16 protein-coding genes and 1 rRNA gene are annotated in these 21,705 nt (G+C 54.3%); 7 read left to right on the forward strand and 10 right to left on the reverse strand.

Annotated features, from left to right (window positions below):
- The 5 genes from BUA49_RS17120 to BUA49_RS17140 form a co-directional block, all read right to left on the reverse strand.
- Positions 1-179, reverse strand: a 16S ribosomal RNA gene (locus BUA49_RS17120); the annotation flags it as partial.
- Between the two features lie 462 nt (positions 180-641).
- Complete coding sequence (purT, locus tag BUA49_RS17125) at positions 642-1,838, reverse strand: formate-dependent phosphoribosylglycinamide formyltransferase (RefSeq protein ID WP_072799796.1); 1,197 nt, start codon at positions 1,836-1,838, stop codon at positions 642-644.
- 51 nt (positions 1,839-1,889) lie between these two features.
- On the reverse strand, positions 1,890-2,072 hold the full coding sequence (locus tag BUA49_RS17130) for a DUF1289 domain-containing protein (protein WP_072799798.1): 183 nt from the start codon (positions 2,070-2,072) through the stop codon (positions 1,890-1,892).
- Between the two features lie 12 nt (positions 2,073-2,084).
- Complete coding sequence (locus BUA49_RS17135) at positions 2,085-2,612, reverse strand: gamma carbonic anhydrase family protein (RefSeq protein ID WP_072799799.1); 528 nt, start codon at positions 2,610-2,612, stop codon at positions 2,085-2,087.
- A gap of 13 nt (positions 2,613-2,625) precedes the next feature.
- Positions 2,626-3,207 carry an NUDIX hydrolase gene (locus tag BUA49_RS17140; protein WP_072799801.1) on the reverse strand — a complete coding sequence of 194 codons (582 nt, stop codon included), beginning with the start codon at positions 3,205-3,207 and terminating at the stop codon, positions 2,626-2,628.
- A 95-nt stretch (positions 3,208-3,302) separates the two neighbouring features.
- On the opposite strand from BUA49_RS17140, the gene BUA49_RS17145 reads away from it, so the two are divergent.
- Positions 3,303-3,866 carry an NUDIX hydrolase gene (locus BUA49_RS17145; protein ID WP_072799803.1) on the forward strand — a complete coding sequence of 188 codons (564 nt, stop codon included), beginning with the start codon at positions 3,303-3,305 and terminating at the stop codon, positions 3,864-3,866.
- Here the strand turns inward: BUA49_RS17145 and BUA49_RS17150 are convergent.
- A complete protein-coding gene (locus BUA49_RS17150) occupies positions 3,861-4,172 on the reverse strand; it encodes a Nif3-like dinuclear metal center hexameric protein (RefSeq protein WP_072799805.1) in 312 nt (103 codons plus the stop codon). The two genes, BUA49_RS17145 and BUA49_RS17150, sit on opposite strands and share 6 nt — an antisense overlap.
- Before the next feature lie 415 nt (positions 4,173-4,587).
- Positions 4,588-8,493 carry a phosphoribosylformylglycinamidine synthase gene (gene purL, locus BUA49_RS17155; protein WP_072799807.1) on the reverse strand — a complete coding sequence of 1,302 codons (3,906 nt, stop codon included), beginning with the start codon at positions 8,491-8,493 and terminating at the stop codon, positions 4,588-4,590.
- A 194-nt stretch (positions 8,494-8,687) separates the two neighbouring features.
- On the opposite strand from purL, the gene mltF reads away from it, so the two are divergent.
- Positions 8,688-10,298, forward strand: a complete 1,611-nt coding sequence (gene mltF / locus BUA49_RS17160; protein WP_084063620.1) for a membrane-bound lytic murein transglycosylase MltF — start codon at positions 8,688-8,690, stop codon at positions 10,296-10,298.
- 3 nt (positions 10,299-10,301) lie between these two features.
- Here the strand turns inward: mltF and BUA49_RS17165 are convergent, their stop codons facing one another.
- Positions 10,302-10,787, reverse strand: a complete 486-nt coding sequence (locus BUA49_RS17165) for a regulatory protein RecX (protein ID WP_072799808.1) — start codon at positions 10,785-10,787, stop codon at positions 10,302-10,304.
- Between the two features lie 212 nt (positions 10,788-10,999).
- On the opposite strand from BUA49_RS17165, the gene BUA49_RS17170 reads away from it, so the two are divergent.
- A complete protein-coding gene (locus BUA49_RS17170) occupies positions 11,000-13,465 on the forward strand; it encodes a DUF349 domain-containing protein (protein ID WP_072799810.1) in 2,466 nt (821 codons plus the stop codon).
- A gap of 12 nt (positions 13,466-13,477) precedes the next feature.
- Here the strand turns inward: BUA49_RS17170 and BUA49_RS17175 are convergent, their stop codons facing one another.
- A complete protein-coding gene (locus BUA49_RS17175) occupies positions 13,478-13,741 on the reverse strand; it encodes a late competence development ComFB family protein (protein WP_072799812.1) in 264 nt (87 codons plus the stop codon).
- Between the two features lie 211 nt (positions 13,742-13,952).
- Here BUA49_RS17175 and BUA49_RS17180 point away from each other — a divergent pair, with 211 nt between their 5' ends.
- From BUA49_RS17180 to BUA49_RS17195, 4 genes are all read left to right on the forward strand, one after another.
- Complete coding sequence (locus BUA49_RS17180; RefSeq protein ID WP_072799814.1) at positions 13,953-15,161, forward strand: acetyl-CoA C-acetyltransferase; 1,209 nt, start codon at positions 13,953-13,955, stop codon at positions 15,159-15,161.
- 34 nt (positions 15,162-15,195) lie between these two features.
- Positions 15,196-17,346 (forward strand): 3-hydroxyacyl-CoA dehydrogenase NAD-binding domain-containing protein, encoded by a 2,151-nt coding sequence (locus BUA49_RS17185; protein ID WP_072799816.1) that lies wholly within the window; start codon positions 15,196-15,198, stop codon positions 17,344-17,346.
- Between the two features lie 265 nt (positions 17,347-17,611).
- Positions 17,612-19,783 carry a carboxy terminal-processing peptidase gene (locus tag BUA49_RS17190; protein ID WP_072799818.1) on the forward strand — a complete coding sequence of 724 codons (2,172 nt, stop codon included), beginning with the start codon at positions 17,612-17,614 and terminating at the stop codon, positions 19,781-19,783.
- Positions 19,783-20,571, forward strand: coding sequence for a helix-turn-helix domain-containing protein (locus BUA49_RS17195; RefSeq protein WP_072799819.1), 789 nt, complete (start codon positions 19,783-19,785; stop codon positions 20,569-20,571). Before BUA49_RS17190 ends, BUA49_RS17195 begins: the two co-directional genes overlap by 1 nt.
- Here the strand turns inward: BUA49_RS17195 and mtnA are convergent.
- Positions 20,560-21,657 carry an S-methyl-5-thioribose-1-phosphate isomerase gene (gene mtnA / locus BUA49_RS17200; RefSeq protein ID WP_072799821.1) on the reverse strand — a complete coding sequence of 366 codons (1,098 nt, stop codon included), beginning with the start codon at positions 21,655-21,657 and terminating at the stop codon, positions 20,560-20,562. The genes BUA49_RS17195 and mtnA overlap by 12 nt on opposite strands.
- Between the last annotated feature and the right edge of the window lie 48 nt (positions 21,658-21,705).

A 21,705-nucleotide genomic window follows, 5' to 3' on the forward strand; every position in this document is an offset into this window, starting at 1 on the left:
TATGCGGTATTAATCCGAGTTTCCCCGGGCTATCCCCCACTACTGGGCAGATTCCTAAGCATTACTCACCCGTCCGCCGCTCGACGCCTGGTAGCAAGCTACCATCGTTTCCGCTCGACTTGCATGTGTTAAGCCTGCCGCCAGCGTTCAATCTGAGCCATGATCAAACTCTTCAGTTTAAATCATACAAGATCCGAAGATCTCAATTCTTGCTCAAGACAAAACTCAATGTTCGACGAGTCGCTTGCCTTGGTATTTCTTGTCGAAATACTCCAGCCAGCGCCCACACGAATTACTTGGTTAATTTGTTAAAGAGCGTTTGAGCCGTGGCTCAATCAAGGAGACGAATTATACATCTTTTCGCCATCCCGTCAACCGTTTTTTTCGAGTTGCTTCAGAAGCTTCGCTTCTAAAACCACCGATACTGACCGGCTGACGCTTGCTTGTTTCGAGGTGTGCATTCTACATCGAATCTAAACCCTGTCAACTGTTATCTCGAAGAAAGATTAAAACGTTTTCTTCAGTACTTTCAAACAGTTAACCCTTTCAAAACACCTCGCTATTCCGATATGTCCCTCAAGCGAGAGGCGCATTCTACAGAGCTGAGCGAAGGTGTCAACGGGGGTCTTGGAACTTTTTACCTATAGATGAACATTAATCGCTGCAACCGCTGCTACAGCCTTGCTTTTAGCTTGTTCGATTGTAACGCCCTTAGCCAGTGCAACCCCCATCCGGCGGCGACCCGAAAGCTCCGGCTTACCAAACAGCCTTAGCTGCACATCCTGCTCGGAAAGCGCCACTTCCAGTCCGGAAAAGGCTACTTCCGAGGAATCACCTTCAGGCAGGATAACAGCAGAAGCCGACGGCCCCAGCTGCCGGATTGCCGGAATCGGTAAACCCAAAATTGCACGCGCGTGCAAAGCAAACTCCGACAGATCCTGAGACACGAGCGTTACAAGTCCGGTGTCATGCGGCCTTGGGGACACTTCCGAGAAGTAGACATCATCACCATGGATGAACAGCTCTACTCCATATACCCCATAACCACCGAGGTTTTCTGTGATTTTCAAAGCAACTTCGCGAGACCTCTCCAGCGCTTTGGCGCTCATGGGTTGCGGCTGCCAGGATTCGCGATAGTCACCGCCTTCCTGACGATGACCGATAGGTTCGCAAAAACTGACTCCGCCAGAGTGCCTTACGGTCAGTAAGGTTATTTCATAATCAAATGTCACAAAACCTTCAACGATGACCCGGCCTTTGCCCGCACGACCACCCGTCTGAGCATACTCCCAGGCTGCATCAATCTGACCCTCATCGGTAACCGTGCTCTGTCCTTTACCGGAAGAGCTCATCACCGGTTTAACAACAACAGGTAATCCAATGGTAGTGACCGCATCAACGAACAGTTCTTTTGTATCAACAAACCGGTAAGGTGAGGCGCTAAGCCCCAGCTCCTCTGCGGCAAGGCGCCGTATCCCTTCTCTGTTCATTGTAAGGTCAACTGCCCTGGCTGAAGGAATAACCCTGTAACCCTCTTGCTCAAGCTTGACCAGTTCGGCAGTCGCGATTGCTTCTATTTCCGGGACAATGAGATCCGGTTCTTCCAGTTCAATAATGTTACGCAGTGCCTTTGCATCCAGCATATCAATCACGTGACTGCGGTGGGCAACCTGCATGGCAGGCGCATTGGCATATCGATCTGCGGCGATTACTTCAACCCCAAATCTCTGCAGCTCAATGGCAACCTCTTTGCCGAGCTCCCCCGAACCACACAACAGCACTTTATAGGCATTCGCTTTAAGCGGTGTACCCAGCGTTACCTTGCCAACATTATTCAAACTATATCCTCCGGCGGACGTCTGATCCTCATCAGAGATCTTCGCGTCTGGTTAAAGTGCAATCTCCTGCTCCCGCTCAGCAACTTTTACAAGCACTGCTTTACGTTCACAGTTGTTCATTGAGCTCCAATGCAAAATTTCATCACTGGTGCGCTGGCATCCTATGCAGACATCACGCTCATCGAGAGCACATATACTCACGCAGGGCGAGCGGACTTTATCCTCTATAGCCATAACGAATCTTTCTCAGTCTTTTACGGGCTTCAGGCTTTTCACATAGCGGCTTGCGTTGTGCACGTAATGTGCTGCACTCAGTTCAAGCATCTTCTGCTGCTGCTCCGTCAGCTCCCGCTTAACTTTACCCGGCGCCCCCATTACCAGTGAACCATCAGGAACAATCATTCCTTCGGGAATAAGGGTGTTCGCTCCGATCAGGCAGTGCTTTCCGATTTTCGCACCATTCAGGACAACTGCATTAATACCAATCAGTGAATAGTCTCCCACTTCACAGCCATGCAGCATGGCTTTATGACCAACAGTGACACCTTTGCCTAACGTCAGTGGCATACCCGGATCGGTGTGCAGAACTGAACCGTCCTGAATGTTTGTCTCAGGCCCAATAGTAATAAGGTCATTGTCTCCACGGATCACAACGTTGAACCAGACACTGCTTTTGTCGTGAAGCGCAACGTTACCGATCACAGTTGCGTTGTCTGCGACAAACTGGCTGTCGCCATGTAGCTCGGGAGCACAGCCTTCAAGATCATAAAGCATTGAGTTTTCCTTGTTATGTTCGGGGTTCAAGCAAATCTATGCCGGTATCGTACACAGCATTTAAAAAATCGACCAGAACCACCGCCGACAACCCCCATATCTGATAGCGCTCCCAACGGTAGCAAGGCACATGAATGGTGTGGTTCTGAAAGTGCAACGCATCTGTGCGCTCACGACGGTCTTCAAGAAAGAACGAAAGCGGAACACGGAACACGCTTTCGATCTCATCCGGGTTTGGATCCAGCGGATGACCCTCAGGCACAACACCAACGTATGGAGATACAAGAATCCCGTAACGTGACATCACTTGGCTCAGCGGCGCGATGATCTCAACCTGATCGGGTGGCAGGCCGATTTCCTCGTGAGTCTCCCTCAGCGCGGTCGCAGCCAGTGATGCATCTCCAGGATCGCGCCTCCCGCCCGGGTAGGCAACCTGCCCACGATGGGTGCTCAGATTTGCCGAGCGCAACGTAAATATCATTTCCGGATTGCCAGGGTCATCCGTAACCGGCACGAGAATACCCGCCTCGGGATAGTCCAGATCAAGCTTCCGGGGTGCATAGCCTGTTAAGCGCTGAACAAGTAAATCACGCAAATCGGAACTCCTGGCAAATCCGGTGTTGAATGAGACAGCGACAGCTAGGATCATTAAACTGAACGCTCTACCAATTCAAGTATACGGGGAAAACCATGAAGTACTGCAGCACATGCGGCCATCCGGTTAAACAACGCATCCCCGAAGGGGACAACCGTCACCGCTATGTGTGCGTTAACTGCAGCACAATACACTATCAGAACCCGCGCATCGTTGCGGGCACGGTGCCCGTATGGGACGGGCGGATTCTGCTTTGCCGCCGTGCAATTGAGCCACGCTATGGGTACTGGACTCTTCCTGCAGGGTATATGGAGAACTCCGAAACCACCGTTGAAGCCGCTGAGCGTGAAACCCTGGAAGAGGCCCTGGCCGAAGTTAATATTGAGGGGCTATATTCCATTATTGATGTTCCCCACATAAACCAGGTGCACATGTTCTTCCGGGCAACTCTCAAAGACGGACGCTTTGGTGCGGGCGAAGAGTCCCTTGAAAGCCGCCTGTTTGCTCTGGACGAGATTCCCTGGGAGGACATCTCCTTCCCTACAGTGCGAAAAACTCTGGAACTATTTCTGGAGGATCTGAAAAAGGACTCCTTCGGCGTTCACATAAGTGACATCCGGCACCCTATGGCTGCCACCCGAAGCAAGGACGACCTATAATATCTCCATCCGATAAATCTCGTAAGCAGGCTCCTCATAAGGATGAGCCTGCTTGAGTGAAGCAACTGCCTGCTTGATCAGATCACCCCTGCACACAAGTTCAACCTTGAACTCCTCCACAACTTCCAGTGCACCAGCTTCCCCCAGAAAAGGGTTGCTACCCTCAAGCGGCCTGAACTGTCCCTGCCCACGACATTGCCACGCGCAAGAATCATAATCACCCATACCACCAGCACCAACATCGAAGAGCGCCTGCTTGGTTTTCTCGAGATGCGTTTCGGGGACGAAATAGCATATTTTGTACATGAGACTCTTCTCCAAAGAGGATATTTTTTGTACAGATTAATAGCTTAGGTACTTACCCACAGATTCTGTGGATAACTCTGGGGAAAGTTTTGGGGAACCCCTCTCTAAACCCCGTATTTACTGCCTTCACGTTAAATTGGCGACAAATTCACCTGATAAATTAAATCGTTATATATTAATGAGTTACAGGACACTTGAAAAAAATGAACCCCGCCGCGCTGTATTGTTCACAGAATACACAGAGGACTGCTAAAAATGTGCATAAAAATACTGAGTCAAGGAGTATTTTTCCAATGTGATGACTTTTTTCGCTTGTAAAACTCTAAAAACCCCGAACGGCAGACACAAAAAAACCGACTCCAGAAAGCTACCCTGCCGGGGCTCGCCAAAGCCGGTTTTTAAGCTCCGGGCTCTATCAGCCGAACCAGCCCCTGGCATTCCGGAACATGCGAATCCAGGAGCCATCTTCCTGCCAGTCGTTCGGACGCCACGAGTGCTGGACAGCGCGGAATACGCGCTCAGGATGAGGCATCATTATTGTAATGCGACCATCCCGGGTAGTAGCACCTGCAATGCCATCTTGCGAGCCGTTAGGGTTGTAAGGATAACGAACCGTTGCCTGGCCCCTGTTATCCACGAAGCGCAGAGCTACTCGCTCGCCCTCTGCCAGATCAGCAGCAGACGCGCTACCTGAGAACTCTACCCTACCCTCGCCATGAGCAACGGCTATTGGCATGCGCGAACCTGCCATGCCTTCCAGGAAAGCAGACGGTGACGGCATTACTTCAACCATCGCCAACCGCGCCTCGAACTGCTCTGACTGGTTGCGGACAAAGCGTGGCCACCCTTCACTACCCGGAATCAGCTCGTGCAAATTGGAGAGCATCTGGCAACCATTGCACACACCGAGCGCAAGAGTGTCCTGACGGTTAAAAAAGGCTGCAAACTGGTCACGAACACGGTCGTTGAACAGAATGGATTTCGCCCAACCTTCACCGGCGCCCAGCACATCCCCGTAAGAGAATCCGCCACAGGCCACTAGGCTGTTGAAAGCCTCCAGACTCACCCGCCCTGAAAGCAGGTCGCTCATATGCACGTCGACAGATGCAAAACCGGCCCGGTCAAATGCCGCTGCCATCTCAACCTGTCCGTTAACACCCTGCTCACGCAGAACCGCAACCTTCGGACGCGCACCTTTATTGATGTACGGCGCTGCAATGTCTTCATTCACATCGTAAGAGAGCTTTGCGTGAAGCCCCGGATCGTCTGTATCCAGCAAGTTGTCAAACTCTTCGAGAGCACAGTCAGCATTGTCCCTGAGAGACTGGACACGATAGCTGGTCTCAGACCACAGGCGCTGCAGTTCCGTTCGCGAGTCATCTACAACCGTTGCACCCTCAAACATCAACCGCAGTCGATCCAAATCATTCAATGTACCAATGACACTGATATGATCGCCCAGACCGGCCCCTGAAAACTGCTGCAGAACAAAGTCAGTATCTTTCCGGCGTACCTGAATGACCGCGCCCAGTTCCTCATTGAACAGCTCTCTGGCAAACTGACTACGCTTATCCGCCAGACCATCCAGCTTGACGTCTACACCGGTACGACCAGCGAAGCACATCTCCGCCAGCGTCACAAACAGGCCGCCATCCGAGCGGTCGTGATAGGCAAGAAGCTTGTCGTCGGCGTTCAGGCCCTGGATGACAGCGAAAAATGCTTTTAGATCCTCTGGATCATCGAGATCCGGTGCCACAGCGCCAACCTGACGATAGACCTGGGCCAGAGCCGACCCACCCAGGCGATTCTGCCCTGCGGCCAGATCAATAAGGATCAGATCGGTTTCGCCCGAATCCTTTATCAGCTGTGGTGTCAGGGTGCGCGAAACGTCGGTAACCGGAGCAAAACCACTGATAATCAACGACAGCGGTGCAGTAACGCTCTTCTGTTCACCGTTATCCTCTTCCCACATCGTCTTCATGGACATGGAATCCTTGCCCACGGGAATGGTAATCCCGAGCGCCGGGCACAGCTCCATACCAACGGCACGCACTGTTTCGTATAGTTTTTCGTCCTCACCCGGATGGCCGGCAGCGGACATCCAGTTAGCCGACAGGCGAATATCGGAAAGTTTACCAATGGCGGCAGCCGCCAGGTTGGTAATCGCCTCACCCACTGCCATCCGGCCAGATGCAGGCGCATCAATGGTTGCGATCGGCGTACGCTCCCCCATAGCCATCGCTTCACCGGCCAGCACATCAAAGGAACTTGAAGTAACCGCAACATCACTGACCGGCACCTGCCATGGGCCAACCATCTGATCACGGACAACAAGCCCGGTAATTGTGCGGTCACCAATGGTTATCAGGAAGCTCTTGGAACCGACCGAAGGAAGCCTGAGCACTCTGCGGATCGCGTCGTTCAGATCAACCTTTGTAGAGTCAAATACCGGCTTGGTAAAGGATGTTTTGCTGATACTCCGGTGCATGCGTGGCGGCTTGCCAAAGAGCACATCCATCGGCAGGTCAACGGGCTTGTCGTTAAAATAGGAATCGCTCAGCTCAAGGTGATGAGCTTCAGTTGCCTCACCGATCACAGCATAGGGGCAACGTTCCCGACGGCAAAGCGCATCAAAAAGCTCCAGGTTTTTGGGAGCAACCGCTATAACGTAGCGTTCCTGGGACTCATTGCACCAAATTTCCAATGGGGACATGCCTGGTTCATCGCTGGGAATATCCCGCAACTCGAACTTTCCGCCACGGCCACCATCCTTGACCAGTTCCGGCATGGCGTTAGAAAGTCCGCCAGCGCCAACATCGTGGATGAAACACATGGGGTTTTTTTCACCCATCTGCCAGCAGCGGTCAATCACTTCCTGACACCGGCGCTCCATCTCCGGGTTTTCCCGCTGCACGGATGCAAAATCGAGATTCTCGTTGCTGGCGCCGGAATCCATGGAAGAAGCCGCCCCACCTCCAAGGCCGATAAGCATGGAGGGCCCACCCAGCACGATAAGTTTGGCGCCTACCGGTATATTGCCCTTTTCCACGTGCTCTTCACGGATATTTCCGAGGCCGCCAGCAATCATGATGGGTTTGTGATAGCCACGGACTTCGTCACCAACCGGGCCGGCAACCTTCTCTTCAAATGTCCGGAAATAGCCAGTGAGATTGGGTCGGCCGAACTCGTTATTAAATGCCGCGCCACCAATCGGCCCTTCAATCATGATATCCAGAGCGGAAGCGATCCGATCGGGCTTGCCGTAGTTGATTTCCCAGGGCTGAGGGTCTTCTGGCAGGTTGAGGTTGGAGACCGTAAAGCCTGAAAGCCCTGCCTTCGGCTTGGAACCGCGACCGGTTGCGCCTTCATCGCGAATCTCACCGCCAGACCCGGTTGCCGCGCCTTCTGCTGGTGCAATCGCAGTCGGGTGGTTGTGCGTCTCCACCTTCATAAGAATGTGGATGTCTTCCTGATTGTAACCGTATACGCCGGTTACCGGATCCGGGAAGAAACGGCCGCCGCGGCTGCCCCGGATAACCGAGGCGTTATCCTTGTATGCAGACAACACGCCTTCACTGTTCATCTCGAAGGTGTTCCGGATCATCGCAAACAGGGACTTTTCCTGTCCCTCACCATCAATGTCCCAGGAGGCGTTGAATATCTTGTGACGACAGTGCTCGGAGTTTGCCTGGGCAAACATCATCAGCTCAACGTCGGTCGGATCCCGCTCAAGACCGATAAACGATTTCACCAGATAATCGATCTCATCATCTGCCAGCGCAAGGCCCAGGCGCCTGTTTGCATCAACCAGCGCCTTCTGGCCACCAGCCAGCACTGAAACCCGCTCAAGGAGACGCGGCTCGTCATGACTGAACAGCAACTGAGCACCGCCCATTTCGTGGAAGACTTTCTGAGTCATGCGATCGTGCAGCAGCGCGGCAACCCTCTCGCGCTGATCCAGGCCAAGCTTCTTACTCGACTTTATAAAAAAAGCTGTGCCGCGCTCAATGCGCTGAATCTGGCGCAAACCGCAATTACGGGCAATATCGGTTGCCTTGCTAGACCAGGGAGACAGGGTTCCCGGGCGAGGCACAACGAGGAACAGCACGCCATCTGGCTCTTCACCCGGCACGCTGGGGCCGTATGTCAGGAGTCGGTCAAGGATGGCCTGTTCGGAATCAGAAAGTGTGCCCTCCAGATCCACAAAGTGCATGAATTCGGCATAAACATGCTCAACCTCAGGCACGATGGCGTGAATTCTGGCGTACAGCTTATGGGAGCGGAATGGCGAAAGCGCGGGAGCGCCGCGAAGTTCAAGCATGATATCAACCTGTATCGCGCGAAACGGGGAAGTCCGGGTGCATTCTGAGAAGGCGCACATCATACTTGAAAGCGGTGCCGGGATACAGCGCCGGAAACGTTATTCCCCACGTGTACAATTGACATTGTTTTGCATAGTTATTGATCAACTTTATTGACCCCCCCTCCAGCAGCAGGGATCATTAGGGAGTGGACATGGAGATCACGCCCGAAAAGACACCGGATGCCGCCAGCCAGTTCCGCGCGCATCCCGATGATCCAGCGGTAACGGAGAACAGGGACTTGCCCAGAATTCTGACTGCACACAATGCAGCGACGGCCTATACATCACTCCTCGTCTGCACCTTGGCCCTGCTGATCCTCTCCGGGTGCAGCCAGCCAAGTACGTTGCAAGAAATCCGTAACGAGGGTGTGCTACACGTTATTACCCGTGTTGCGCCCTCTATTTACTATGAGGGGCGCGAGGGGCCAACCGGTTATGACTACGAGTTGGCCAAGCGCTTCGCCGCAGAGCTCGGCGTTGAATTACGGCTCCGGGTTGGCGAAGACAACACGGAAGTACTGTCCGTGCTTTCCCGAGACTTTGCACACATCGGGCTGGCTGGCCTTTCTGAGCAACCGCTGTTCGAAAACCATTACAAGACACTGACTACCGGAATCGAGGCCCAGTCGATCGTTGTTTACAATCGTGATGTAGAACGCCCCGAGTCACTTACGGACCTCGTCGGCCAAACCCTGCACCTGGTGTCCGACAGCAATCATGAGTATCAACTGCAGGCTCTTACAGGCAAAACCCCGGATATCTTCTGGCAGGTGCATCCAGGCCTGGATGCCGCCGGCATTCTTGCCCGCGTGGAAACTGGCGAACTCTCTTACGCTGTTGTCTCTTCCAATGAACTTGAACTCAACCACGTATTTTTCCCTCAGGTAAAGCAGGGGTTCGCTCTTGGCGACGCCAAAGAGTTGGCATGGCTATTCCCGGCAAGCCAGGACGACTCGCTGGTCAGCGCCGCAAAAGCATTTTTTGAAAAAATGCGCGAAGACGGCACCATAGCGCAACTTTCAGAACGCTTTTACGGCCACTTGGATCATTTGAACTATGTGGGCGCACGCACTTTCATGCACCACGTCGAAAATCGGCTACCCAGTTACAAAACTCTGTTCCAGGACAACGCCTCTATTTTCAATATGGACTGGCGACTGCTCGCCGCCATTGGCTATCAAGAGTCACACTGGCGCCCCAATGCGGTCTCGCCAACCGGCGTTCGTGGGCTGATGATGCTGACGCGCAACACAGCGAACTACATCGGCATCAACAACCGACTGGACGCGGAAGAGAGCATTCAGGGAGGGGCCAAGTATTTCCGTATGGTTCACGAGAAAATTCCAGAGCGCATCGCCGAGCCCGATCGCACCTGGTTTGCTCTGGCCTCATATAATGTGGGATATGGACATCTGGAAGATGCCCGCAGGCTTACCGAAAGTGCCGGCAAAGATCCTGACCGCTGGATGGATGTGAAGGAGTTTCTGCCATTGCTGGCGCAGAAAGAATGGTACAAAAAGACTCGCTTCGGTTATGCCCGGGGCCACGAACCCGTTCTCTACGTGCAGAATATTCGCCGTTACTATGACGTGCTCGCACGGATGATGAAGCCCACAGAAGACATAGCTGCCACCACAGAATCATCGTTTGTCGGTTTGGAACAGGGTCGTAAAGGAAGCTCCCCCGGAGGACTATCCGAAGACGGGGCTGACATGCGGGCCAGCCTGCCCCCGGAACTTGGAACGATACCGCCAACGCTCTGACACTCAGATGTCAGGATCGGCTGGTTTACTGACCTCAAGCGCCCGCTCCACCTGGCTTGCAGTGAACCCCCTGCGAGTAAGGAAGCGGGCCTGACGCACCTTTTCGTCCCAGTCATCACTCAGGTCAGACAGACCGAAACGTTTTTTTCTCAGCACAAGCGCATTGCGGATCCAGTCTGCATCAGCAAGCTCATCAAGGCAGTCCGGAGTCTGATGAATACCGCGCTGCTGCAGCTCTGCCAGCACTCTCAGGGGGCCATAACCCAAATCAATACGCTGGCGTGAGTAGACATCCGCAAAGCGGTTGTCATCCAGCCAGCCCGCGCTCTCATAATCATCCAGAACCATCGAGATAACCGAGCTATCAAGCTTGCGCTGCCGTAATTTCAGCGTCAGCTCCTGACGGCTGTGTTCCCGGCGGGCAAGCAGCCTCAACGCCACCGAGCGTGCCTTGTACTCCTGATCGTCACTATTTTCCTGTTTTGCCATTCAGCCCTTCCCGCAAACGCTCACAAAAAGCTAGACTAGCCCCGATTTAATGCCGCCGGCGCTGATTCCTGAATCCCCCGACGGCAGTGTCCGGCTTTCTGATGACGGTGACGACGAGACCGCTACGTCAACCGGTTACAGAACGCCGATGGCCGGTGCCGGCTTACTTTGCCCGACACCGTAGACTGGTTTCAATCCCAAAGGACATCTTCATGGCTGCATTCCTCCAGAAACTGTTTAAATCCCGCAAACCCACAGCACCAGACCGCAAAACAGCTTCCCGGGCGCAACCGGATGCTGTGCCGGCGGAGGATAAGCGTGCAGACCTAAGGGATGAGCAACTTCAGGCACTGCAAGCGGCCCCGACTCAGGAAGTTGCTGCGAGCCTGGCGATTGATGGTTTAACAGCGGATATTCGGCTCAGAGCCGCCGAACAGCTTCAGGGCGCCGAACTTCTTCAGCGCGTTCAAAAACAGGCAAAAGGCCGTGACAAAGGTGTATACCAATTGGTGCGGCAGAAGCTGCAGGTCATTCGGGAGGAGCTGACTCGCCAGGAAGCTGTTTCCGGAACCATTGCTACACTGATCAGCAATGCCCGCGACCAGGCAAAAAGCGACGACACTAAGCTCTATGGGGCTCGTCTGGACACGCTTCTGAACCAATGGGCGGCGGTAGAGTCCAGTGCAACGCCGGATCAGCTCAGTGAGTTCCTGCAGTCGGTGCACCGCTGCCGGGAACGGGTAGTTGACATGCAGGCAGCCCGGGTAGAAGAAAAGCGGCAGCGTGAACAACAGCTCCAGCGGGATGAAACTCTGGCTCTTATGGCCCAGACCCTTGAAGATCTCCGCCATCAGCCTGCTGAAGAACTCGCCTCCCTCGCCTCGCTGGACGCTCTTCAGAAAACTCAGGAAAATCGATGGCTGGAAGCAACCCGCGATACTCAAGTTGAAAAACAGCAGCAAAAAGCCTACGAGGCTTCAATGATGGCATTGCGTAACTATATTTCCGCAATCCGCCATATCACCCAGGCAAAAGAGTCACTGTTAGCCCTTTCTGCCGCCCTTGAGCTGGAAGAAGCTAACCCTGAAGACCGGGAGCGTGCTTTGATCCTGCTGAAAGAGATCAACTGGCCTCAAGGCTTCCCTGCGCCGGCTTTACTGGAACCTGCGCGCAAGCTGGCCGGAAAACCCAAGGCTCCGATTAAAGCGAATGATGACCTGAAACAGCAGCAGGCCTCGGCAGATAGCCTGAAAATAACGCTGGATCAACTGGAAGACGCTCTTGAGGCTAAACAGCTAAAAGAGTCCAGGCAACTTCTGAAAACCGCACAGCAGTATTTCAAAGCGCTCGATCATCGCCACAGCAAGAGCTTTCAGGCACGCATGCAGCTGCTTACCGCGCAACTCAGAGAGCTGACTGACTGGCAGGGATTTGCGACCGAACCCAAGCAGATAGCGCTTTGTGAACAGATGGAGCATCTGGCAGAGCAACCCATTGAGCCAGAAGCGAAGTCCGAGCGCATAAAAGAGCTGCAGCAGGAGTGGCGGGACCTGGGTGGATCTTCAGACCGCACTCTGTGGTCGCGCTTCAAACAGGCATCTGACAAAGCCTATGAACCCTGCAAGACCTATTTTAAGGCCAAGTCTGGCCTGAAGAAGGCGAACCTGGCTCAGCGCAAAGCAATTTGCGCTGAGTTGGAGCATTTCGTTAACAGCGCAGACTGGAACACAATCGACTGGAAAGCTGTCGACCACATTTTGCAAACCGCCCGCCAGGAATGGAAATCTGCCTGGCCCATAGAATTCCGGGACAACCGCCAGGTACAGAAGCAATTTGACGAACTCCTAAAAAAGCTCGAAGCACCCATTGATCAGGAGCATCAGAAAAACGAAGCCTTGAAGCGGGCAATCGTCGAACAAGCACAGGCTTTGACTGAACACCAACCTCTTCAAGAGGCCATGAACAAGGCCAAAGCGCTGCAGTCAGACTGGAAAGCCGTCGGAATCACCCGCCACAGGGAAGACCGCAAGCTTTGGCAGGCATTCCGCAAAGCCTGTGATGAAATTTTTGCGCGCAGGGACACTGAACGATCAGAGCAGCAGCAGGCTACAAAAGAAGCTGACACGGCAGCGGAGGCATTACTGCAACAGGTTGCCAGTGTGAATTTCGATCAGAACGCGCAGGCGCTGGAGCAGACGGCTACCGCACTTCGCAGCCTCGATGCTGCCCAAGTATCTGCGGTGGTAAAAGAACGGATCCAGAGAGAAAAACAAAGACTAAGCCAAGCTGTTTCGGCACAAAAGCTCAAAGCGGGCATCTCTGAATGGCAAACACTTGTGCTTGTCCGCACGGAGGGCGAAGCGCCTGCGGGAGGTACTTTCCCAGACAAATGGACCGCACTCGCAGAAAGCGTAGGCGAACTGAGCGATCAAGAACTGGTCATTCGCGCAGAGATCCTGGCCGGCGTGCCGTCACCGGAAGCAGACCAGCAAAAACGCATGGTGATTCAGGTTCAGCGCCTGGCAGAAGGAATGGGCTCGGCCGAAAAATCTGACGACGCCCTCCAGAGCATTGAAGCTCTGGTCGCCAGCTGGTGTATTCAGTCGGCTGGTCAGCCTGCCGATCCGTCTCTGGCAAGCCGTTTGAATAGCGCTTTGGACAACCTGATCACAAACTGAGCATTCGGAGCCTCACTCCCTCTTATGCTCTCTGACAAACTCCCTGGCACCTTGAACGGCAGCCAGGGATTTGTCTTTCATACCCCTGAGCTCTTCATCCGCCAGATAAAACATCATATCAATGGTGTGCCTGTAATATCTGGAAGGTAGCCGGTTCAGAGCGACGCACATTACGTCGGTCAGGAAGTCTGCGGTATCCCCCGGCTCTCTCGTCGCATCAATAGCATCCACGACCAGCCGTTCGTAAAAGTTATCGATCGCATCTCTGAAAGACATGATTTTGTGCCTCCGCAATCCGCTTGAGAACGTCTGGGAAATCCTTGCTGCTATTTATAAACATAGAAGCCGCGACCTCGTCTGTCATGGTCTCTGAGCAATTTCGCCAATCCGATTGGCAGGCCGAGTCATTACCCACAGTGCTATCAAAGGGCTATGGTGATGCTTCTGGTAAGTAAACCACAAAGCAACAATCATCAAAGGAAAAGCAATGACCACCGAGGCGTATATCTTCGACGCGGTCCGCACTCCCAGAGGGCGTGGAAAAAAAGACGGCTCACTGCACAGTGTCAAACCCATTACACTGCTAACCACTGTGCTCAATGCGCTGCAGCAGAGAAACAATCTGGATACCGCTCAGGTAGACGATATAGTACTTGGTTGCGTCACCGCCGTTGGCGACCAGGGCGCCGACATTGCCAAAACTGCCGCCCTCGCTGCCGACTGGGACGAGAAAGTATCAGGCGTCACTCTTAACCGGTTCTGCGCTTCAGGTCTGGAGGCCGTTAACCTGGCCGCTATGAAAGTGCGCTCAGGCTGGGAAGATATGGTCGTTGCCGGCGGCGTGGAGTCCATGTCCCGAATACCTATGGGTTCTGATGGCGGTGCCTGGGCCATGGATCCGCAAACCAACCTGCATACTGGCTTCATGCCTCAGGGTATTGGCGCCGACCTTATTGCTACCTTGGAAGGCTTCAGCCGTGAGGACGTCGACGGCTTCGCAGTAAAATCCCAGCAGAAAGCGGCCAATGCCTGGAAGCAGGGTTACTTCGCCAAGTCGATCATTCCGGTCACCGACCAGAACGGCGTCGTTATCTTGGATCACGACGAACATATAAGAGGCGACACTACCGTTGAGTCCCTTTCAGGCCTCAAACCTTCCTTCCAGATGATGGGGGACATGGGCTTTGACGGTGTGGCCCGTGAAAAATACCACTATGTGGAGACAATCAATCATGTTCACCACGCCGGCAACTCTTCCGGGATGGTGGACGGCGCTACCGGCATCCTGATCGGCAGCGAGGCGAAAGGTAAGGCCATGGGCCTCAAACCACGCGCCCGTATTGTTGCCACTGCAGTCACCAGTACCGATCCGACCATTATGCTTACCGGCCCTGCTCCCGCGACCCTCAAGGCGCTGGAAAAGGCGGGCATGACTGTTGATCAGATTGATCTGTTTGAGGTAAACGAAGCCTTTGCCTCCGTGGTAATGCGCTTCCAGAAGGAGCTCTCGGTTCCAGATGAAAAAGTGAACGTAAACGGCGGTGCAATCGCCATGGGCCACCCCCTCGGTGCTACCGGCGCGATGATTCTGGGCACCCTGCTGGATGAACTGGAGCGTCGTGAACTGCGCTTCGGACTGGCGACGCTGTGCGTTGGCGGCGGCATGGGCATTGCCACCATCATTGAGCGGGTCTGAACCCCCCACACTTTTTCTGTAAGGAGAACCGATTATGAGTGCCATCCGTTACGAACTGGGTTCAGATCAGATTCTGACCCTCACCATCGACATGCCGGGGCAGTCTGCAAACACCATGAACTCGGCGTTCCGTGAAGCCCTCGATGAAACCGTCAGCAAAGTCCAGGGCGACCTGGAAAACATTCTTGGCATTGTCATTGCCTCTGCCAAGAAAACCTTCTTTGCCGGTGGCGACCTGAAAGAGATTCACAAAGTAACGTGCGACGACGCCCAGGCCTTTGAAAACATGGTCAACGGCATGAAGGCTCAGATGCGCGCGCTGGAAACCTGCGGCAAACCTGTGGTAGCAGCGATCAACGGTGCGGCGCTGGGCGGTGGCCTCGAAATTGCCCTGGCTTGCCACCACCGCATAGTGCTGAACGACAACAGCATTCAACTGGGGCTTCCTGAAGTAACACTTGGCCTGCTTCCCGGTGGCGGCGGTACTCAGCGCCTGCCCAGAATGATTGGCCTGGAAGCTGCTTTCCCATTCCTGATGGAAGGCAAAAAAGTGCGCCCATCCGCTGCCCTGAAAGCCGGTATCGTTGATGAACTGGCCGACTCTGTAGAAGACATGATGGCGAAGGCTCGAGCATTTATTGAGGCCAACCCCAAGTGCCAGCAGCCCTGGGATAAAAAAGGTTTCAAGCTGCCAGGTGGTGCGCCTCACCATCCGGCCATGGCACAGAAGCTGGCCATTGCCCCTGCCATGCTGAAGCAGAAAACCAAAGGCTGCTACCCGGCCCCGGAACGCATTCTGTCTGCCGCTGTTGAAGGCGCACAGGTTGATTTCGACAACGGCAGTCTGATCGAAACCCGCTATTTCGCCGAACTGGTAATTGGTCAAGTCGCCAAGAATATGACTGGCACCTTCTGGTTTCAGCTCAATGATATTAATGCCGGTGGCAGCCGCCCTAAAGGTGTAGAGAAAGAGAACTTCACAAAGGTGGGTGTGCTTGGCGCCGGCATGATGGGCGCAGGCATTGCCTATTCCACGGCCAGTCGTGGTATCGAAGTGGTACTTAAAGACATTTCTCTCGAGGGCGCCGAGAAAGGCAAGAGCTACTCTGAAAACCTGCTGGCGAAAAAAGTCAGCCGGGGCCGCATGACCGAAGAGAAAAAAACCGAAATACTGAGTCGCATTAAAACCACGGACTCTGCCGCCGATCTGGAAGGTTGCGATCTCGTGATTGAGGCTGTGTTTGAGGATAGTGATCTGAAAGCCAAAGTTACCGTAGAGGCCGAGCCGAAGCTGGTTAACAACGGTATTTTTGCTTCCAACACCTCCACCATTCCCATTACCCAATTAGCACAAGCCTCTGCCAAGCCGGAAAACTTCATTGGCCTGCACTTTTTCTCACCCGTAGACAAAATGCAGCTTGTGGAAATTATTGTCGGCGAAAAAACCTCCGACGAAACCCTGGCGAGATCCTTCGATTACGTCCAGCAGATCGGCAAGATTCCCGTGGTTGTGAACGATAGCCGCGGTTTCTTCACCTCCCGGGTTTTCGGCACCTTCGTTAACGAAGGCATCTGTATGCTGGGCGAAGGTATCCATCCATCCAGCATCGAGAACGCCGGTTTGCTGGCCGGTATGCCTGTTGGCCCTCTGACCATCTCCGACGAGGTCAGCATGACGCTGATGCAGCACATCCGCACTCAGAGCAAGAAAGACACGGAAGCTGCAGGCGGCACATGGAATGCACACCCGGCGGAAGCCATCATCGATCAGATGGTTAACGGCCATAACCGCAAAGGCAAGGCTGCCGGCGCTGGCTTCTATGAGTATCCCGCCAAGGGCAAGAAGTACCTATGGCCAGAGCTTGAAACGCTCTACGTGGATAACGACAAAGCTTGTCAGGTGAAACTGCAGGATCTGAAAGACCGCATTTTGTTCATTCAGGCGATTGAAACCGTTCGTTGCCTGGAAGAAAGCGTGTTACGCACCGTAGAAGATGCCAATATCGGCAGCATCTTCGGTATTGGATACGCGCCCTGGACGGGCGGTGCCATACAGTTTATTAATCAGTATGGTGTAAGAGCCTTTGCTGAGCGGGCCAGAGAACTGGCTGCAGCCCACGGTGAGCGTTTTGCGCCACCGGCTCTGCTGCTTGAGCATGCGGAACAGGAAAAACCCTTCACCTGAGTTGTCTGAAAGGCGGAGGGCGAATCCCTCCGCCGCAAGTACCGCATGCCACCATTCCGACTTTGTGCGCGAACCATTCTCAAAGCACTGATATTAAAAATACTTTCGACGAAAACCTACCGGGTTCATGGACAGATTGTCACGAATCGATACGCCGTGCCTATAGCAACGGGTGTAGCCCTTGCCTACAATAAATCAATCAGCCCACGGGTTAACCGGTTCCAGATACGTCTGGCAGGTACCCAGCATCGTCAGGTATGCCTATATGACCATCGCGGAAAAAACATTTGTCCGTCGCGCGCCGCTTAAAGCCGGCCGTATGGGTGTGTGCAAAGCGCTCACCGTTGCCCTGCTTCTGTCAGCACCTTTCGGCATTCAGGCAAAAACGACCGCACCAGAGGCGTATACACCTGTTGCCCCAACGATCGACCAGGCACGAGCCAACATTCTCATTGCCAGGCAACTGCAGTTCACCCATTTCCGCGACCTCGGTATCAGCGACAAGCTTTCCGGCGACGTATTTGATGCTTATCTGAACTATCTCGATGGCCAGCGAGTCTATCTGACGGGCAGCGATGTCCAGGCACTTGACAGAGTGAGAAGCCGGTTAGGATCAGCCCTTAAAACCGGCCAGCTAAAGCCCGGGTTTGATATCTACAACCTGGTTCAGCAACGCATTATCGAGCGCCTTCAGTTTGCGCTCGATACCATTGACGATGGCATCGAGAACCTGAACTTCACCTCCAATGAAAGTATTCTGCTTGACCGTTCAGAAGCAGAATGGGAGCCGGACGAAAAGGCGCTTGATGAGCTTTGGGTGAAACGCATCAAAAATGCCGTGCTCGCGCAACGGCTCAATGGCACCGACGACGAAGCCATCACCGACAGCCTGAAGCGTCGCTATGAAGGCCAGCTCAAGCGAGCTTATCAGGCCCGAAGCGAGGACGCTTTTCAGGCCTACATGAATGCATTTACTGGCATGTGGGACCCGCACACCTCGTACTTTTCGCCGCGCACATCAGAGAACTTCAACATTAATATGAGTCTCTCGCTTGAAGGTATTGGCGCAGTTCTGCAGGCAGACAACGAGTACACCAAAGTCGTCCGGCTGGTTCCGGGCGGCCCGGCCTCCAAACAAGGCCAGCTCCAGCCTGCCGACAGAATTGTATCGGTTGCGCAGGAGAGCGAAAAACCGGTCAACGTGATCGGCTGGCGCCTTGATGAAGTGGTCGATCTTATCCGCGGCCCGAGGAACTCTGTGGTCACGCTCGAAGTGGTTCCTGCCAGCGCGACCGACGAAACCCTGACCAAATCCATTTCCATCAGCCGTGACGAGGTCAAACTTGAGGAGCAAAGCGCCAGCAAAGACACCATTGAGTTTGAGCGCAATGGCGAAAAATACACTGTCGGGGTGATTACCATTCCAACGTTTTACGCCGATTTCCGCGCCATGCAGGCAGGAGACCCCCTATACAAGAGCACTACCCGTGATGTCCGCAAACTGATTACGGAACTGCAGCAGGACGGAGTAGATGGTCTGGTGATGGATCTGCGTAACAATGGCGGCGGTGCATTGCAAGAAGCTAATGACCTGGTCGGCCTGTTTATTGATACCGGCCCCACGGTTCAGATCCGCAACTCGAGCAACGAGGTTCAGGTTCTCAATGACGACGACGCATCGGTTGCCTATGACGGGCCTTTGGTGGTTCTCACCAACCGCATGAGCGCATCGGCGTCGGAGATTTTTGCAGGTGCAATTCAGGATTACGGCCGCGGCCTGGTAGTCGGTTCACAAACGTTTGGTAAAGGCACGGTTCAGGCTGTTCGCCCACTGAACCACGGCCAACTAAAAATCACCCAGTCGAAGTTCTACCGCGTATCCGGGGGCTCAACCCAGCACAAAGGTGTGATTCCGGATATCGAGATTCCTTCACGTATCGATAAAACCCGTATCGGTGAGGATGCGCTGGATCATGCCCTGCCCTGGGATCAGATCGAAGCCGTCCCGCATACCCGGTATTTTGACTTCAGCGGCATCATTGACGAACTCCGTAAACGCCATGACGATCGCTTTGCCAGCAGCCCTGAGTTCAGCCTTCTTCAGCAGGAGATCGATTTCCTCAAAGAGCAACGCCAAAGAGATACCGTGAGCCTTAACCTGGGCGAGCGCACTACCCAGCAGGAACAGATCGAGCGCACTCGACTGACTATCGCCAATGCGCGCCGGGAACTGCGGGACGAGAAGCCTTTCGAGTCTCTTGATGAGCTTGAAGACTGGCAGGACCAGCAGGCTGCGGATCTTAGCACTACCGACGAAGAGCTGGATTTTGTGATTCGCGAAGGCGGCAACATCATGGCTGATATGCTGGAACTGGATAACAGGATGGCCTCTATTCTTTCCCCACAACAGTTTGCGGCTCAGGCTGAAGCGCAGTAATGAGCCAGAAAGCTGACAAGCAGGCCCCCAGCGAACAGGAAAACCAGAGCAGGGCTCGTGCCCTGCAGGACATGCTGCTGGATGCACTCCATGCCATGCGGTCGCTGGAAGAAGTTGACAACCTGAGCAAACCGGCCGCATCGGAAAAAGCGCCAGAAGGCATCATTGATCGGCTGACCAGCCTGACCGGATCGGCATTCCGCTTTGGCGCACGCGCCACGGACACTTCATTGCGAGTAGGCCGAGCGCTGATCAACTCCCAAGATCAGCTCAGGGCCATGCTGGCTGCGGGCCAATCCCTGAAGGACATCCGGGAGGTCGCCGGGCTGACGCTGTCGGAGATGAGCGAAGCTCTTAATCTCCGCGACAAGTCCGTTCTTGAAGCCATCGAGAACGGCACTACCACGCTTTCTTTTGAGCTGATTCTTCGTCTGACAGCCCTTATCGCACGAAATGACCCCATCCCATTTATCATGCGCACCACCCGGAACTACAACCCGGAGGTCTGGCAGATCCTGAACGACTGGGGGGTGGCTAGAGTGCCATTGCAGTTTGAGCGGGAGCGGGAATTTATCAACATCTTCCGCCGCCATGATTCTGCGCGAACCCTCTCAGATGAAGGCTTCCGCAAGGTGCTGGAGTTCACCCGGCAGAGTTTTGAGATGTCACTGCACTTCGTGGAAGACCAGGAAAAACAGGTAGCGGAACTCCGTGCCAGTTTTGAGGAACAACAGAACGGGCTGCCGGACAGCAAAGCTCCTGCCGAAAAAAAAATATCACCCAAATAGCCCGTGCATTCCCGTAATATTCGGGTTCCGCACCACCCCCTTCTCCGTAACGATCAGGTCAATCAGGTTTGCAGGCGTAACATCGAACACCGGGTTGAACACCGGCACACCTTCCGGAGCCAGCGGAATACCACGAATCTCCCGAACCTCCACACCGTCTCGCTCTTCGATGGGAATATCCTCACCTGACGCAAGCGACATATCCACGGTGCTGGACGGCGCCACGACCATAAATCCGACTTTGTGATAACGCGCCAGCACAGCAAGGCTGTAAGTACCAATCTTGTTGGCCACATCCCCGTTCGCAGTGATCCGGTCGGCGCCAACGATGATCCACTGGACCTCACCCGCTGCAAGAATGGCCGCAGCAGCACCATCGGCATTCAGAGTCACCGGAATACCTTCCCGCATAAGCTCCCAGGCAGTAAGGCGGCTCCCCTGCAGCCAGGGCCGGGTTTCGTCGGCATAAACCTGCTTCAGCAACTTTTTCTCATGAAGTCGGCGAATAACACCCAGCGCCGTGCCATAGCCACCCGTTGCGAGTGCACCCGTGTTGCAGTGGGTCAGAACCGAGACAGACATGGGTTTGCCGGTACCCACTGAAAACCCCATTGCCTCGAGGGCGTGATCAGCCATGGCAAGGTTGCCAGCAAGATCTTCCTGATGAATGGCGACTGCTTCATCCGCCAGCCGCTTCTGCGCTTCGCTGAGAGAGTCACAAGCGTGAAACACCCGCTCAATTCGCTGCAAGGCCCAGAACAGATTCACGGCGGTCGGCCGGGAGGCAGCTAATTCACGAATGGCCTGTTCGATTTCAGCTTTCCAGTCTCCGCCTCCGGCGTGCCGGGCGGCCAGAGCGACACCGTAAGCAGCACTGATACCAATCGCTGGTGCACCGCGCACCACCATATCCTGAATACACTGCGCAACACCGGACGCGCCTTCCAGAGTCACCCAGTGTTCCTGAGCCGGCAACAGGCGCTGATCAAGCAGTTCCAGGCTGCTGCCGTGCCATCGGAGGGCAACCGTACCTGTCGCGCCGGGAGAAGAGGCACTTAAAGAGGGAGATCCCTTAGAATAATTCATTGCGTGGCTCCGGTTTCATAACGCTGAAAACGGGCAGTATAACGGTTA

The organism is Marinobacter antarcticus (assembly GCF_900142385.1).
Taxonomy (GTDB): domain Bacteria; phylum Pseudomonadota; class Gammaproteobacteria; order Pseudomonadales; family Oleiphilaceae; genus Marinobacter; species Marinobacter antarcticus.

Bases quoted from the DNA above. Each gene is read 5' to 3' on its own strand.
- BUA49_RS17130 (WP_072799798.1), bottom strand. From the start codon at position 2,072: ATGGCTATAGAGGATAAAGTCCGCTCGCCCTGCGTGAGTATATGTGCT.
- BUA49_RS17135 (WP_072799799.1), bottom strand. From the start codon at position 2,612: ATGCTTTATGATCTTGAAGGCTGTGCTCCCGAGCTACATGGCGACAGC.
- BUA49_RS17145 (WP_072799803.1), top strand. From the start codon at position 3,303: ATGAAGTACTGCAGCACATGCGGCCATCCGGTTAAACAACGCATCCCC.
- BUA49_RS17150 (WP_072799805.1), bottom strand. From the start codon at position 4,172: ATGTACAAAATATGCTATTTCGTCCCCGAAACGCATCTCGAGAAAACC.
- purL (WP_072799807.1), bottom strand. From the start codon at position 8,493: ATGCTTGAACTTCGCGGCGCTCCCGCGCTTTCGCCATTCCGCTCCCAT.
- mltF (WP_084063620.1), top strand. From the start codon at position 8,688: ATGGAGATCACGCCCGAAAAGACACCGGATGCCGCCAGCCAGTTCCGC.
- BUA49_RS17165 (WP_072799808.1), bottom strand. From the start codon at position 10,787: ATGGCAAAACAGGAAAATAGTGACGATCAGGAGTACAAGGCACGCTCG.
- BUA49_RS17170 (WP_072799810.1), top strand. From the start codon at position 11,000: ATGGCTGCATTCCTCCAGAAACTGTTTAAATCCCGCAAACCCACAGCA.
- BUA49_RS17175 (WP_072799812.1), bottom strand. From the start codon at position 13,741: ATGTCTTTCAGAGATGCGATCGATAACTTTTACGAACGGCTGGTCGTG.
- BUA49_RS17180 (WP_072799814.1), top strand. From the start codon at position 13,953: ATGACCACCGAGGCGTATATCTTCGACGCGGTCCGCACTCCCAGAGGG.
- BUA49_RS17185 (WP_072799816.1), top strand. From the start codon at position 15,196: ATGAGTGCCATCCGTTACGAACTGGGTTCAGATCAGATTCTGACCCTC.
- BUA49_RS17190 (WP_072799818.1), top strand. From the start codon at position 17,612: ATGACCATCGCGGAAAAAACATTTGTCCGTCGCGCGCCGCTTAAAGCC.
- BUA49_RS17195 (WP_072799819.1), top strand. From the start codon at position 19,783: ATGAGCCAGAAAGCTGACAAGCAGGCCCCCAGCGAACAGGAAAACCAG.
- mtnA (WP_072799821.1), bottom strand. From the start codon at position 21,657: ATGAATTATTCTAAGGGATCTCCCTCTTTAAGTGCCTCTTCTCCCGGC.